The sequence below is a fragment of the Methanobrevibacter sp. AbM4 genome (genome assembly GCF_000404165.1).
GTDB lineage: Archaea > Methanobacteriota > Methanobacteria > Methanobacteriales > Methanobacteriaceae > Methanarmilla > Methanarmilla boviskoreani.
In genome coordinates this window covers 869801-885655 of the sequence record NC_021355.1, presented here as the reverse complement: position 1 = coordinate 885655, position 15855 = coordinate 869801, and the positions used below count along the sequence as shown (strand labels likewise).

The following is a 15855-nucleotide window of genomic DNA, read 5'->3' as shown; positions in this document are numbered from 1 at the left end:
AAGTAATTATGGTCTTGTCCATTCTATGTTATAATATGTTATATCCAGATCATCATCTACAACAGCAAGTAGAAGATTCTTATTTACACCATGTGCCACTCTAACATAGCTTGCAAAATCAAGAGCATTTATCTCATACTTTTCATATACCACTTTTACAAGATAGTTGGAATGACCTTTACCAGGAGCCAAACCCCGTTCATATAATCTAAATTCAGAACCATATTTAAATCCTGTTTTTATAACATATCCCCTATTCTTTAAATCTGAATAAACAAGGAATTTCCCATAAATATCTCTTTCTTTTATTAAGTTAATAATATAGGAAGGTTCACATTTAACATCATCTTTATAAATATCTAAACGATTGTTCTTCATCAAATATGCTGCCTCAATTAAAGATAACTCTAAAGCCTTATCTGTTAATTTTCCAAAGTGACTTTTTTCATTTAATGCTATAGGTCTTCTTGAAGTCTCAGTTATTGGAACAGTCACTATCTCATCATATAAATCTCCACGCATTTAAAACACCTAAATAAAGAAAAAATTAATTTAGTAATCTAAACCTTAAGCCTATATCTATAAAAATCTTTAAATATAATTAATATTTTGTATTTCACCATATATATAATTAAAACTTATAATAAGAAGATAACTATCAAATAATCAAATAAATATTATTAAAAAGATTAATGAAAAAAAAGATGTAATTTAAATTGCAAATAGGTATAATTAAAATAATTAAAAAAAATTTAAATTATAAATTTACATTAGTATTTAAAAATATATTGTTTGCTAAATCTCTTTCAATGGGATTCTCCTTTCCATCTATAGTAATTATTAAAAAATCCTTAGATTTATCCCTTTCAATAATTTCAATATAGGTACCTATATCAATATTGAGTTTTCGAAGCTTTTCAGAGTGATAGTTATTACCTCGAATAAATGAGACAATGCCCCCTTTACCTTCCCTAATCTGAGTCAATGAAAGAAGATTATATTTTCTTAACTGTTTATTATCTATATCCAAATCATAATCCATACAATCTTCACAGTTTTCAAAGTCATAATCACATGCAGGGATAAGACTTCCCTCAGGACATACATCAGGTTGGTGTAACCTTTGACATAAAGCTCTTTCCGCCTCATCAGATAATGAATGTTCCATTTCACATGCTTGTTCGTGAACATTTTCAGGTTTGATTTTTAAATCGTTTCTAAGGAATAACTCTAAAATTCTGTGTTTTCTAGTAATTTTTTGAGCGATTTTACTACCCTCTTTAGTTAAACGAGCTCCTTTATAAGGAATATAATTAATATATCCCAAACCCTCCAATTTTTTAAGCATTTGAGTTACACTTCCAGGTGCAACGCCTAACTCTTTAGCCAATGTGTTTGTAGAAACGTGATCTGTTAAACAGGATTGCCTATATAAAGTTTCCAAATATTCCTCTATATTTTCACTAATTGGTTTTTTTGCCATTGCTTAACCTCAACATTAAGTTAATAATAATTTATTATGAATTTATATAAAAAGTTTTAGTTTAACTAAAAATCTTATTAAAATGTTTTCCCACTTAAAATTTTCCATATTCATATTGTATTTTTTACTTTTATATACTTTACTTAATTTTAATAAATTATAATTGAAAATAATTAAAAAAAGATTAAAACAATAAGAAACAAGAAAAGATATTCCAATGGAAAAAAAATCTAAGAAAAAACTAGTGAAAATAACAAAAAACAAAATAAATAAAAAATCGTAATGATGAAAAAAGTTTAAAAAAAAAAGAAAAAAATAAAGAGAGGAAAATTTTAAAACCTCTCAAAGAAAAGGAAAAAAATAAACCTTTTCTTAAATAAATTCTTTAATCTGTTTAATTTTACCCTAGAATGGTAAATTAGTATATCTATTGTATATAGTAGCAGTAGCGGTATTCCAATTATTAATTACACCGAAAGTGTTTCTAGTTGAAACACAATCTGCACTATACCATTTACCATTTACATATACTTCAGTCCAAACGTGACCATACCAACCATCAGAGAAATGACAGTATCCATGTACGTAACGAACAGTTAAGCCAACTGAACGACACAAAGCAACATATAAATTGGATTGATCACAACAGTTTCCACTTTTAATTTTAAGTGTTTTTTCTGCACCTTGTTGGGAATTGTAATAATAATCATATAAAATATTATCTCTTACCCATTTAAATAAAGCGTTAGCTTTATCGTAATCACTGGTTAAACCGGAAGTAATACTAGTAGCTAATGATGAAATTGAAGAAGTATTAGCAGTATTACTTGAAGCAGTATTGATTGTAACATAATTAGGTAATTGACTGTTACTACCATAATAACTTAATACACGGCTAAATGCCTCAATCAAGTTTTCATATTGAACTTTACCAACAGTAGTAGTTGAATAGTTAGGCCCTTGTTCATAATTCAAAATGAACTTATAAGTTCTATTTGCAGAATCAACATAACCGTCCTTGTTTAAATTACTACTTGATATAGAATCACCAGTTGGATTTCCAGGTTCACTTACAGTAATATTAAGAACATTTAATGTTGTACTTGTTCCCTTACCCTGTGAAAGATAAACTATAGCCAAAGACTCATAATATAAGAATTGACTCATAGTACAGGTATAAGATCCAACCTTAACTGTTGATGGAAGTTTACTATTACTTGCATAATATGATTTAACAGTATTAGCTGCAGTAATAACCTGTGCAATAGTAACTGTCTTAGAACTTGAATTTGTGTTACTTGAATTGTTAGATGAACTATTTGTAACACCAATAGTAACTGAACTAGGTAAGGATTTACTACTTGAATATTTAGTTAATACTTGACTAAATGTCTCAACTAATAATGAATATTCAACCTTACCAATAGATGTAGTTGAATAGTTAGGACCTTGACCATAATTCAAGATGAACTTATAAGTCCTATTAGCAGAATCAACATAATCCGCTTTACCTAATTTACTTCCATTTAATGAATCACCAGTTGGATTTCCAGGTTCACTTACAGTAACATTAAGAACATTCAATGTTGTACTTGTTCCCTTACCCTGTGAAAGATAAACTATAGCCAAAGACTCATAATATAAGAATTGACTCATAGTACAGGTATAAGATCCTATTTTCACAGTGGTTGGAAGTTTATTGTTCTTAGCATAATATGAATCAACAGTTTTAGCCGCATCCATTACCTGAGCAATAGTCACATAGCTAGTTGAATTGTTACCATTATTATTACTATTATTGTTGTTACTACTATTACTTAATGAGCTAGCATTAAATAAATTTGTTAAAGCATATCTAAAGGACACTACTCCATCAGCGCCACCGTTCATTGCATTCTGAGCATCGGTTTTCAATGCAGTACTACTTAATTTGGCAGTATTATCATCAGAAACATATGATTGAAGAACAATCCATACTTTTGCATTACCAGAATGATTTTTGAAATAGGTTGCTACTGATTTAATCCAGGAACTATTTTGACCATAATTTCCTTTATAAGCCATAGGCATAATGATATCTAAGTATTTACCTAACTCATCGGAATCTTGACCATAATAGTATGAATTAACTGAGGTCTCAGGCATTAGTGCAGCTGATACAATAATATTAGGATTAACTGCTTTAACTGCATTTACTAAATCTCTAGTAAAGTTAGTTATATATTGAGCAGCATTTTTATATTTGTATGCTGTACCAGGGAATCTTAAATAATCTAAGTGAATTCCTGCTACACCAATAAGGTTTGCATATTTTACAGCTTCAGCTATTTTGCTGTTAGTATATGAACTACCAGCTGTAGTTGGATTTACCCAACTTCCTTCATAAAATGCTTGCATCCAAATATGGACACTTATTCCATAAGAACTAGCATTTTTAATAAATTGCTCAACAGCACTTGTACCATATTTCTCAACCGCATAGTAGTTTAAGAAAATATTTTTAAAACCATTTGAAGCAAGTTCAGATAAGTTTACTGAGTACATATTAACTCCAAAGACATAAACTCCAAAAGTATTATTATTCTTTTGAACATCTTTGACAGTAACAGTAGCATTTCCTGAACTTGAAGGATAAGCTGATGTACCTGCAAAATTATAGGTAACATTATAAACTCCGGAATTTAAGTTTATCTGAAGTTTTGCTGATCCATTAGAGTCAGTGGTTTTATTATAGGTTTTACCTGCAATAGTAATAACAATCACTTGATTTTCAATAGGATTACCAAACTGATCAAATAATTTAACAGTAAAGTATTTTCCAGAACCTTTATCCATAGTTAAATTAGCAGCAGAAAGACTTGTAGCATTTTTAACTACAAATATTTTATTTGTGCCATTTGAAGATAATGCTGAAATATTGTCATTATTGAATTCATAATAAACTACATAGGTACCAACATTAAGATTTTTAATGTTTAATTTTGCATTACCATTAGCATCGGTAGTTACATTATAAACAACATTGTTTAAAGTAAAACTAACTGTTTTACCTTCAATAGGATTACCTTTATAATCAACTAATTTAACTGAGAAACTTCCATTAGAGTTAACAATCATATAAACATCATTACCCTTAATAGAAGTTGTGTTCTTAACAACTGAAATGGTAGTAGAACCTGATGAGGTTAACTTGGTATTATTATCAACATAAGAATAATCTACTTTATATTTACCGTTGTTTAATCTAATAAGCAAATTAGCATTACCGTTTGCATCAGTAGTTTTATTATAAGTTTTTCCACAAACCTTAATTGAAACTACCTTACCTACAATAGGATTACCGAATACATCAGTTAATTTAACACTGAAATTAGATCCATATGTGATGTTATTAGAAATTGGTGTAAGACTAGTTACATTATTTTTAACTACAACATTTTCAGATATGGAACTTCCATTATATAGATTGTCACCAGCATATCTTATAACACAAGGATAATTACCTTGTTTTAAACGAATATTAAGAGCTGCTGAACCATTACTATCAGTTACACGGTAATAATATTTACCAACAATAAAAAATGAAACATTTTTACCAGATAATACATTACCTTCACTATCATACAAAGTTATCCTTAAACGGTTATCATTACCATAAATAAAAACTTCATTATCCACGGTAATATTACTTTGGCTTTTAGATATTACAATATTCCCAGTACCACTTGATGCCGCATAGTATTCACTACCTCTATAAAAGTAAACTATAGCAACAGTCCTAGGAGATAAACGAATATCCATACTTGCAATACCGTTTGCATCAGTAGTTCTATTATAAGTTTTTCCAGTTATATTGAAATACACAGTTTGGTTAGCTATTGGGTTTCCTTCAGAGTCAACTAAAGTTACGTTATACTTCTGACTATCACCATAAATCTTAGTTAAATTATTTCCAGTTAAACTTGTATTTGAAATAATTGTACTATTTGATGACTGTGAAACAATATCAGAATTATTAACACTTAAACTAACGTTTGTTACGTTTGAATTACTTTCTCCATAATAATCATTATTGGTTACTATGGTTCCATTTTGGTTTGATAATATATTAGAATTTGAATCTGTTAAAGAAGCATTATAATATTTTTCAGTACTTTCAACGGTAGAGTCACTACCATTTATTGTACCATTATCTGTACTTGAAACTACACTATCAACAGTATTATTTTCACTGATCATTGTTGTATTTTCGACTACAGAATTTGATAATACAGATGATGTGCTATTTGTACCATTTACATCAGCTGCAGTTATAGCACCTAAGGTTACAAAAACCATCAGTACCATAAATAAGGTAAAATATTTAAATGTCTTCGACAATTTTTCTCCTCCTAATTTGTATTTAACACTCTTAAAAAAATCAAACACAATTCAAGAAAAATTTTAAAAACATATATAAAAAATCAAATTACAATTCCTTAAAAATTTTTAAAATTTTACAAGATATTGGATTTGACTTAGTACAATATACACTTTTAACATAAATCTTATATAAATGTTTTCTTTAAGAAAACAAGCTTAAATTAATTGTAAATCAATAAAAATAATGCAAAAATATTAGAAATTAATAAAAAAACTATAATAATAAACAAATTTAATAAAAAAAGCATATAAATAAAAAATTTAAAAATTAAGTTAACTAAATTCATAAATTTGAATATGAGTTTTTATTAAGTATTTATATTAAAATAGCATATAAACAAGGTTATTTATATTAAAATTATTAAAAATATAGTTTTTTTATTAAAAAATAAAGAAAATTAATAGAACAATCATAAAATAACCCATTTTAAACCTTTTTAATAAATTTATAGAAAATTGAAAAAAAATTGTAAAAATTTTAAAAAAAATAGTAAAAAAATTGGAAAAAATACAGCGGAAAATCATGAAAAAATTTTAGAAAAACTAATGAGATTAAATAAGAAAAATCAACTAAATTTAATGAAAAATCGATTAACCTTAAAAAAAAATACACTAAAAAAACAATAAAAAAATCAACTAAATTTAATAAAAAATCGATTAACCTTAAAAAAATACACTAAAAAACAATGAAAAAACATGAAAAATCAATTGAAATTGAAAAAAATACAGTAAAAATCAATAAAAAAAATCAATTAACTTTAATAAAAAAACAATAAAAATCAATTAAAATTAAAAAAAATACAGTAAAAATCAATAAAAAAAATCAATTAACTTTAATAAAAAAACAATAAAAATCAATTAAAATTAAAAAAAAATAGATAAAAAGAATAAAATTAGAAAAAATTAAAAAAGGTTTTTAGATAAAAAATAAAAAATGTAGAAGATTCTACATCGGTGGCATTCCTGCGTCACCTAACTGACCAGCACCAGGTACACCTGCTATTTGACTTGCAGGATCATCAGTAGGACCAGTTTGTTTAAGCGCATTTTTAGCAGCAACAACATCATCAATACGGATAATCATTGAAGATGCTTCAGTTGCAGCATTAATAGCCTGTTTTTTAACTCTAATAGGTTCAATTACCTCATCAGACATATCTACAACTTTACCCTGATAAACATCGAGACCCATTGTGTTTGAGTTTTCATGAGAGCCTATTAATTCAGCAATAATGTTTACTGTATCCAAACCTGCGTTTTCAGCTAAAGTTCTTGGAACAACTTCTAAAGCTTTTGCAAATCCTTTAATAGCTAATTGTTCTTTACCACTAACAGTTTCACTATAATCACGAAGTCTTCTAGCCATTTCTATCTCAGGTGCTCCCCCACCAACAACTACCTCTCCATCTTCAATAGTTGCAGATACTACACCCATAGCGTCATCCATAGCAAGAGCTAACTCCCCAGTGACATATCTTGTAGAACCTCTTAAAATAATTGAACATGCTTTAGAATCCTCTAGATCCTTAAAGAAGGTAACTTCCTGGTCAAATATTTTCTCAGTGTAAATATGGCCAGCATGACCTAGATGTTCAGGTTTTAAATCTTGAACATCGAGAATAATTTTTCCACCGGTAGCTTGTTCTAATCTATCCATATCAGTATTCTTAACACGTTTAAATGCTGTAATACCTGCCTCTTTAAGATAATGTGCAGCCATATCATCTATACCTTTTTGACACATTAAAACATTAGCGCCTGAATCTTTTACACATTTAACTAAATCTTTAAGAATTTCTTGCTCGTTTTCAAGAAAAGCATTCATTGCGGAAGGTGATGATAAATCAATTTTTGAATTCATTGTTAAATCCCTAACTTCAATAGGATATTTTAAAAGAGCAATTTTAGCATCCTTAATATCAGTTTCCATATTAGGGTCAACAGGTGTATTATCAACTAATAATCCATCTACAACTTCAGAATCATCAATTGAACCACCATTAATTCTTTGAGTATTTACACGTTTATTATATACTTTTCCATCATCTGTTACTTTTCTACAAGATTTTACAACAATATCAGCAAGATGATCCTTAGCATATTCTGCACCCTTACCAGTCATTGCAGTCATTGCAACCTTTTTAAGTATTTCATCATCATCTGCTTCAATAGCAATATCCTCTAAAATCTCAAGAGTTTTATTTTTAGCATCCTCATAACCTTTTAATACAATAGGTGCTGGAACTCCATTGTCAATTAATTCTTGAGCTTGTGCAAGTAATTCCCCTGCAATAATAACTACGGAAGTAGTTCCATCTCCAACTACATCTTCTTGTTTAATAGCAATATCTACAAGCATTCTTGCTGCAGGTTGTGTAATACTCATTTCTCTTAATATGGTAGCTCCATCATTAGTTACAATAACATCATTTAATTTTTTATTAACTAACATTTTATCTTGGCCTTTAGGTCCAAGAGTAGTTCTAACTATACTAGACAATGCTTTTGCAGCTCTAATATTTAAATGAAGTGCATCTCTACCTTTGAATCTTTCACTACCTTGAGGTAAGATGAAAATTGGTTGATTCACATTATTTGCCATCATATCACCTTAATTATAATAATTCAATAAGCTTTTAAGCTAAAATATTTAAAAATAAATTTTTAATAAAATTATAATAAATATAAAATTTTTAAAAATAAAAAACTATATAAATAGTCTATTATTATATAGTGGGTTTAAGGTTATATAAAAACTTTTCGAAAAAATAGCAAAAAATTAAAAATTTCTTGAATATAAATTTATTTTAAAATAAAATAAGAACTGAACAATATTATATTTAGCTAAATACTTAGTAAAAATTTTTATATTATCAAATAAGCATTTTAAGAAAGTTTAAAAATTAATTTCAAAAAAAAAGATTCATACATAATATTTATAATATATAAAAAAAATCCATTTTATGTCAATTTAGATTGAACTTTTTCAGATTGAAGCTCTTTCAATGCATTCTTTCCAATCCATCTACTAGCTTTACAATTATTCTCTAATATTTCATTAGATAAATCAATAGCCTCACGATTTAAAACTAGATTCCTTTTACCAATCTGGCGAATTGCCCAGTTAACTGATTTCTTTACAAAATTACGATTATCACATGAGGCATCTTTTATTAAAGGATAATATTTCCTAAAATAATCATCAGATTCCCCTTTTTCATGAACTGCAAGTACTGCTATAAGTGAAAATGCTGTTCTTTTAATGAATTCCTCATCAGACTCTGCCCATTCGGGAATTTTATTAATTGCGAAATCGACATGTCTTAAAAAATTTATACAAGCCTGATCTACCACATCCCAGGAATCAAAATCTTTAATCCAAGAATCTAATTGTTCCTCTGTAAATTTATCCTTTTCTTCAACCATAAAAGCAAGAATTTTTGATTCGTGATAACCCTGATTCCAAAGTTGAACCGCAATATTATGATTATGACCTACTTCTTTTGCAATTTTTCTAATTTCAGGCATTCTAATACCATATGATTTACTAGATTTAATTCCAAATCTTTCCTGACCTCTGATATTCTCTTCATTTCTTAATGATTCAAATTTTTTTATAATTTCCTCATATTCCATTAAAACACCTAAAACAAGTTAAAATTCAATATAGATATAAATAGCTAAATAAAATCTTGGATTTAAAAAAAATAAGATATATTATAATTTTTAAGAAAAAATATATTAAAAAAAAGATAATTAAAGAAATTTATTCTTTAATTAATTTTGCAATATTTTTACCTAATTCATAAGCCTTTTCAAGTTCACTTTCATTTGGTAAAAATTTAACATCTAATACATCATCAGCAAGTACATCGAAACCTGCCTCTTCTAAAGCACTATTAAGATTTTTAATAGCACCCCCACCCCATCCTTTAGATGAGAATGTGACAGCTTTTTTGTTTACTCCACAATTTGCAAAACTTAAACAATTAAAGTAGTAAATGAGTTTTCCAACATTAGGATATGGATTATTCATCATTGTTGGAACACCAAGACAAATAGCTTTACTATCCAAAACATCGGTTACAACATCACTTTCATGGTCCTCCTTTAAGTAATGCATAGAGACATCTACACCTTCACTTATAATACCCTCAGCTATTTGATGAGCTAGTTTTTGAGTTGAGTGGTGCATTGTATCATAAATAACTGTAATCTTATCATCTGCATCACCAGTAGCCCATTTAGTGTATAGATCAAGAATAGTCTGAGGATTTGTCCAAATTTGTCCATGACAAGGAGCAATCATTTTTACCTTTTGAAGTAAACCTAAATCTTCCATTTCTTTGACTTTATTTACTACAAGAGGTGAAGATAATGTAATTAAATTCGCATAATATTTTTTTGCAACATTTTCAAGTTCTTTAGCATCCACATCAACATCATATCTTTTACCACTGCAATAATGTTGACCAAATGCATCATTGGAGAATAAAATTCCCTCTTCATTATATAAAGTAAAGTTACTATCTGTCCAGTGAAGCATTGGAGCATTGATAAAAGTAAATGATTTACCACCAATATCCAAGGTATCACCGGTTTTAATAGGATTCATTTCCTTATCTTCTAAAACTGGGAAAAGTTTTTTAAGACCAGGAATTGCAATTTGAGTACAATAAATTTCCACATCAGGGAATTTATCCACAATAGTAGGTAATGTGGTACTATGATCATTTTCAATATGATTCTGTACAACAACATCTATCTGAATCTCATCTTTACCTTCCTGAGCAAAGGCATCTTCGATTCTAGCCCATTGTTGAGGGAAAAATCCGCCATATACATTATCAATTAAAGCAATCTTATCATCACCAAATACAAGATAACAATTGTAGGTTGTACCATTTAAGGTATATCCGTGGAATTCACGAGCATCCCAATCGAGAGCACCTACCCAGTATACACCATCTGCTATTTTTACAGCATCTGCTTTCATTATAACACCTTTATCCTTAAATTAAATCAATATATTTCATTTAAATAAAATTAATCAGAAATATTAATTCAAAATTCTTAAATATATAATTAATATATTTATTTATATATATTAGTATTTTGTTATTTCATTTAAATAATATTTAAGTCATAAATAAAAACTAAAAAAAAGAACAATGGTCGAATAAAATGAATAGTAGTGAAGCTATTTATAATGGTATTAAAAGTGCAGGTATTAACTTTATTGTAAGTGTACCGTGCGCTAATTTAAAAGAATTGTTAAAATTAATTGATAATGATAATGAAATTACCCATATACCTGTAACACGTGAAGAGGAAGGACTTGGAATTTGTGCAGGAGCATATATGGCAGGAAAACGAACATGTATTTTAATGCAGAATTCAGGACTTGGAAACTGTATAAATGCATTATGTTCCCTCTATGAATTATATTCATTTCCACTTGTAATGATTATGAGCCATAGGGGAACTAAGGGAGAATCCATAGTTGGTCAGGTTCCAATGGGTAAAGCTACTCCAAAACTTCTTGAATCACTTAATTTAGATTATTATAAGCCATATAAAATTACAGAAGCATATAATATTGTTAAAAATTCATGGAACGATGCTGTAGAAGAAGGTAAACCTGTTAGCATACTTCTTGAAATTAAGTACTGGAAATTAGAGGAGGAATAAAAATGGCTACACGTATTGATGCAATTAAAGAAATTATGAAAGACATTACCGACGAACTTGTAGTTGCAAATATTGGAGTTCCCTCTAAAGAGTTATACCAAGTAAGAGACAGGAAAAGAAATTTCTATATGATAGGCTCCATGGGATTAGTTTCATCAATTGGACTTGGACTTGCATTATCTCAAGAGAAAAAAGTAGTAGTTCTTGATGGTGACGGCGCATTACTTATGAATTTAGGTTCATTGATTACAGCTGGAAAATATCAACCCTCCAATCTTATATGGATAGTAATTAATAATGGGGCTTATGGTTCAACAGGTAATCAGGAAACATATGCAAAAGATTTAGATCTTGTAAAATTAGCTAAAGACTCTGGCTTTGAAAATGCATATAATTTTGAAGATATCAACTTTAAGGATATTCTTGAAAGCAATAAATGTTATTTTATAGAGTATAAAGTAGAAGTGGGAAATACAAAAGCTCCGGTAATAGATTTATCCCCTGATGAGATAAGAGATAGATTTATGGATGAGATTTAAATATTCTACCCTTTAAATTTTTAACTTGTTTTTTAAAGTTAATATATACATCTCTTTTAAAATTTTTAAGAAGTATTTACTTAAATGTAAAGATTTTAATGACACACTTAATTAAGTTTAAAGAATTTAAATGAATTTAATTATTTGTATTCTATATTTAACCATTTAATAATATCATCCATTAATCCATTCCAATAATCCCATTCATGACCACCCTTACCTTCCTTATATCTAAAATCAATATGGCTGTCATCTAAAAATCCTTTAAATTTGCGGCAGGAACCGATTAAATCATCATCTTCCCCACATGCAAGATAGATATCCGGTATAAACTCATTATTATAAATTAGATTATTTAATAAAACTTCAGGATTTGCCTCTGTTTTTACAATATTTTGGGAAGAACCAAAACACCATTCAAAAAAATTTTGATTATACTTAAAACTAGATTTATTATCTTTATCAAATTTATTTTCCAAAATTAAAGCCGGTGAAAGAGCTATAATCTTTGAAAATCTATTGTTATATTTAAATCCATTATATAAAGCACCATAACCACCCATCGAATATCCTCCAATAAAGGTATCCTCTTTTTTATTAGATAAATTAAACATATCCCGTGTAATATCTACTAGTTCCACACCAATATAGGTAGAAAATAATCTATTGTCTTCAATGTGATTACGGTAAAAACTATTCTCACCACTAGGCATTATAACAGCAAGATTATTTCTCTCAGCAATTCTTTTAATATCAGTATGTGTTAACCATTCTGTACAATCGCCATATAAACCATTAAGCAAATATAAAGTTTTATATGGTCCTTTTAATGATCTATTCCTTTCATTTAAATAATCCATATTATCTACAGGTAAAACTGCAGTAAAAGATACATTTCTACTTAATGCTATTGATTTAAAAGTTGTATTTATTAATGCCATGTTATCATATCATAAAAAAGAATTTAAAAAAATTTTAATATCTAGTACTTAATCAAATATTTTTCAATAATTTTACTAATAATTTTTGATACTATATAATATTATTATATATTATATAAGTATAAAATTGAAACAAATTTAAAAGTTAATATGACAAATAAAATTTAATTTTTAAAAGAGGAATGATTCAATTTAGCAATCATTTTAAAAAAAATGATTCTATTTAATAATTAACGATTAAAATAAAATCAAATAGAATAAAACACCATAAACAATAAAAATATAAGGCAATCAAAAAATAGCTAAAACACAGAAATAAAAACAAAACTAAAAGGAATAGCTGAAAATAAAAAAACGAACGATATAACAAAAATCAATAAAAAATAAAAAAAGAAATCAATATAAAATAGATTTTAAAAATAAATCAATATTTGATTAATCTTCTAAACTATTTAGCTAACTGATTTAATTCTTCTATTTTTTCATCAAACTCTCTAAATTTACGTGCAAGACCTGAAAAATATGGGATATATACCTTAGAAAATCCTAGTCTTTCAGGATTCATATTATTTAATTTGATTTCATTTTTAATCTTTTGAATATTATGATTTATCTCATCAAACATTAAGTCTCCAAGATATTCCCCTATAAATATTCCGTCAGCACCATTTTTAAGAGCATATATAATGTGTTTAGGCATTACCCTATTTACTGATATAACTTTTATAATATGTATTGACTCCGGATAGGACAATCTGTTAATTCCAATATTATCTGCAGAAGTATAGCCAATATCATCAAGAAATGCCAAAATACGCTTTTCACCAGGTTTTTTATTTTTTAACATTCCATCAATAGTTGCAAATATCATCTCATCAATATTACCATTAATACTAATTGCATCCTTATCACATTTAGCAATACAGTTTCCACAACCGGAACAACTCATAGGATCAATATATAATTTTTCATTGTATACGGAAATTGATTTGTATTTACATACCTCAATACAGTCCATACATAGATCACATATCTCGTAATCAATATCCGCAATAAATGGTTCAACCTCTATACCATTGTTTACAATCTCGGATACCTTACTTGCAGCTGCTGTGGCTTGCAGAATACTTTCAGTAATATCTTTTGGATCTTGAGCAGTACCTGCCACAAACGCCCCTTGAACATCGGTTGTAACTGGTTTAATTTTGGGATTTGCCTCTTTGATAAAACCGTCCTCTGTAACAGACACATCGAATATTTTTGCAACCTCTTCCGTTCCTTTAGAAGGTTTCAAACCTGTAGTTAAAACTACCATATCTGTATCAATTTCTCTAAATTCCCTATTAACAGTATCTTCAACTCTTACAACCAAATGGCCATCTCTTTTACCAATTTCTCCAGGACGACCCCTAATTAATCTTACTCCATTAGCTTGTACATGCTTGTAATATTTTTCAAACATTCCCGGAGTACGCATATCTGTATAACAAATATAAATATCGGTATCTGGATGTTTATGTTTAATGATATTTGCATTCTTAAGTGCTACCATACATCCTACCTTACAACAATACTTAACAGAATTAGGTTTTTCATCCCTTGAACCTACACATTGGATCATAACCACTGTTTTTGGTATGTGACCGTCAGACAAACACTGGAATTTACCTTTTGTAGGGCCGTTAACACCTAATATTCTTCCAAGTTCACTTTGGGTTATTACATCATCATATCTGAAGTAAGCATAGTCAGGACGTAAATTAGGGTCAAACAATTCATGACCAGTAGCCAGTATTACAGAACCTACTTCCAATGGAACAATCTCCTTCTCCCCTCTAAGACTTATAGCATTCATTGAACATTCACGTTTACAATCCCCACATTTATCACAGTTATCCATATCAATTACATAACTATCTGGATAACACTGGGAAAATGGTTTGTAAATAGCTTTCCTATATGTTAATCCATCATTCCAATCATCGGGAATTTCTTGACTGCAAACCTCTGCACAGTCACCACATGAAATACATTTGTCACCATCAACATAACGGGGTTTATTTTCAATAAGTAAGTTAAAGCTACCACCACGTCTTGTAGCCTTTATGACTTTAGAATTTGTCATAATTTCAATATTATCATTCCATACAACATCATTCAAAACAGGATTTAAAAGACAGAGACCGCATTCCTCTGCAATCTTAACTGGTGAAAAAACCTTACCGATTTTAGCCATATGTCCACCGATACTTGGTGATTGTTCTATCAAATATGTTTTAATTCCTTGTTTTCCAAGTGACAATGCTGCACTCATTCCTGCAATACCTCCACCAACAACTGCAGCACTATTAGGCGTTTGAACGACAATTGGATCAACGGCTTCAGATTTTTTAACCTTTTCTATTGAAGCATTGATTAAAGTAATAACTTTATCAGTTGCCTTTTGATTAAATTCATCTGAACATGTGCTATGTACCCAGGAACATTGCTCACGAATATTAGCCATATCCATTAAAAAAGGATTTAATGGCTGAATATATTCCTGAAAAGTTTTTCCATGAGATTCTGGAGAACATGCTGCTATCACCACCCTATCCAAATCTTCACCAATAATATTATCCCTAATTATTTTACGACCTTTAATAGAACATAAATTTGTAAATTCGGCTATCACATCTACGTCAACAGATTCCTTCACTCTTTCCAAATCTATTATATCTGAAATATTCCCCCCACAATGACAGAGAAAAACACCAATTTTTAAATCATTAGACTCCAT

10 protein-coding genes are annotated in these 15855 nt (G+C 28.5%); 2 read left to right on the top strand and 8 right to left on the bottom strand.

The genetic code is table 11. The features are described 5' to 3' along the window. Positions 1 to 6: 6 nt before the first annotated feature. From endA to ABM4_RS03485, 6 genes are all read right to left on the bottom strand, one after another. The gene (gene endA, locus ABM4_RS03510; protein WP_016358300.1) at positions 7 to 522 is read right to left on the bottom strand and encodes a tRNA-intron lyase; all 516 of its coding nucleotides are present in this window, start codon (positions 520 to 522) and stop codon (positions 7 to 9) included. A 235-nt stretch (positions 523 to 757) separates the two neighbouring features. After that, entirely contained in the window at positions 758 to 1483 is a 726-nt protein-coding gene (locus ABM4_RS03505) for a metal-dependent transcriptional regulator (RefSeq protein WP_016358299.1), read from the bottom strand. A gap of 405 nt (positions 1484 to 1888) precedes the next feature. Further along, entirely contained in the window at positions 1889 to 5863 is a 3975-nt protein-coding gene (locus tag ABM4_RS03500; protein ID WP_016358298.1) for a pseudomurein-binding repeat-containing protein, read from the bottom strand. 988 nt (positions 5864 to 6851) lie between these two features. After that, entirely contained in the window at positions 6852 to 8507 is a 1656-nt protein-coding gene (gene thsA / locus ABM4_RS03495; protein ID WP_016358297.1) for a thermosome subunit alpha, read from the bottom strand. A gap of 359 nt (positions 8508 to 8866) precedes the next feature. Next, a complete protein-coding gene (locus tag ABM4_RS03490) occupies positions 8867 to 9541 on the bottom strand; it encodes a DNA alkylation repair protein (protein ID WP_016358296.1) in 675 nt (224 codons plus the stop codon). A 130-nt stretch (positions 9542 to 9671) separates the two neighbouring features. Beyond that, positions 9672 to 10901 (bottom strand): FprA family A-type flavoprotein, encoded by a 1230-nt coding sequence (locus ABM4_RS03485; protein ID WP_016358295.1) that lies wholly within the window; start codon positions 10899 to 10901, stop codon positions 9672 to 9674. Between the two features lie 188 nt (positions 10902 to 11089). Between ABM4_RS03485 and comD the strand changes: the two genes are divergently transcribed. Both comD and comE read left to right on the top strand, forming a co-directional pair. Beyond that, positions 11090 to 11596 (top strand): sulfopyruvate decarboxylase subunit alpha, encoded by a 507-nt coding sequence (comD, locus tag ABM4_RS03480; protein WP_016358294.1) that lies wholly within the window; start codon positions 11090 to 11092, stop codon positions 11594 to 11596. A gap of 2 nt (positions 11597 to 11598) precedes the next feature. Beyond that, complete coding sequence (gene comE, locus ABM4_RS03475; protein ID WP_016358293.1) at positions 11599 to 12135, top strand: sulfopyruvate decarboxylase subunit beta; 537 nt, start codon at positions 11599 to 11601, stop codon at positions 12133 to 12135. A 140-nt stretch (positions 12136 to 12275) separates the two neighbouring features. Here the strand turns inward: comE and ABM4_RS03470 are convergent, their stop codons facing one another. Continuing rightward, positions 12276 to 13076 (bottom strand): alpha/beta hydrolase family protein, encoded by an 801-nt coding sequence (locus ABM4_RS03470; protein ID WP_016358292.1) that lies wholly within the window; start codon positions 13074 to 13076, stop codon positions 12276 to 12278. Positions 13077 to 13524: 448 nt separating this feature from the next. Next, on the bottom strand, positions 13525 to 15855 hold the full coding sequence (gene hdrA, locus ABM4_RS03465; protein ID WP_016358291.1) for a ferredoxin:CoB-CoM heterodisulfide reductase subunit HdrA: 2331 nt from the start codon (positions 15853 to 15855) through the stop codon (positions 13525 to 13527).

What these genes read in the sequence shown, in the direction of transcription:
- hdrA (WP_016358291.1), bottom strand. Translation starts at nt 15,855, where the DNA reads ATGGAGTCTAATGATTTAAAAATTGGTGTTTTTCTCTGTCATTGTGGG.
- ABM4_RS03490 (WP_016358296.1), bottom strand. Translation starts at nt 9,541, where the DNA reads ATGGAATATGAGGAAATTATAAAAAAATTTGAATCATTAAGAAATGAA.
- ABM4_RS03505 (WP_016358299.1), bottom strand. Translation starts at nt 1,483, where the DNA reads ATGGCAAAAAAACCAATTAGTGAAAATATAGAGGAATATTTGGAAACT.
- comE (WP_016358293.1), top strand. Translation starts at nt 11,599, where the DNA reads ATGGCTACACGTATTGATGCAATTAAAGAAATTATGAAAGACATTACC.
- thsA (WP_016358297.1), bottom strand. Translation starts at nt 8,507, where the DNA reads ATGGCAAATAATGTGAATCAACCAATTTTCATCTTACCTCAAGGTAGT.
- endA (WP_016358300.1), bottom strand. Translation starts at nt 522, where the DNA reads ATGCGTGGAGATTTATATGATGAGATAGTGACTGTTCCAATAACTGAG.
- comD (WP_016358294.1), top strand. Translation starts at nt 11,090, where the DNA reads ATGAATAGTAGTGAAGCTATTTATAATGGTATTAAAAGTGCAGGTATT.
- ABM4_RS03485 (WP_016358295.1), bottom strand. Translation starts at nt 10,901, where the DNA reads ATGAAAGCAGATGCTGTAAAAATAGCAGATGGTGTATACTGGGTAGGT.
- ABM4_RS03470 (WP_016358292.1), bottom strand. Translation starts at nt 13,076, where the DNA reads ATGGCATTAATAAATACAACTTTTAAATCAATAGCATTAAGTAGAAAT.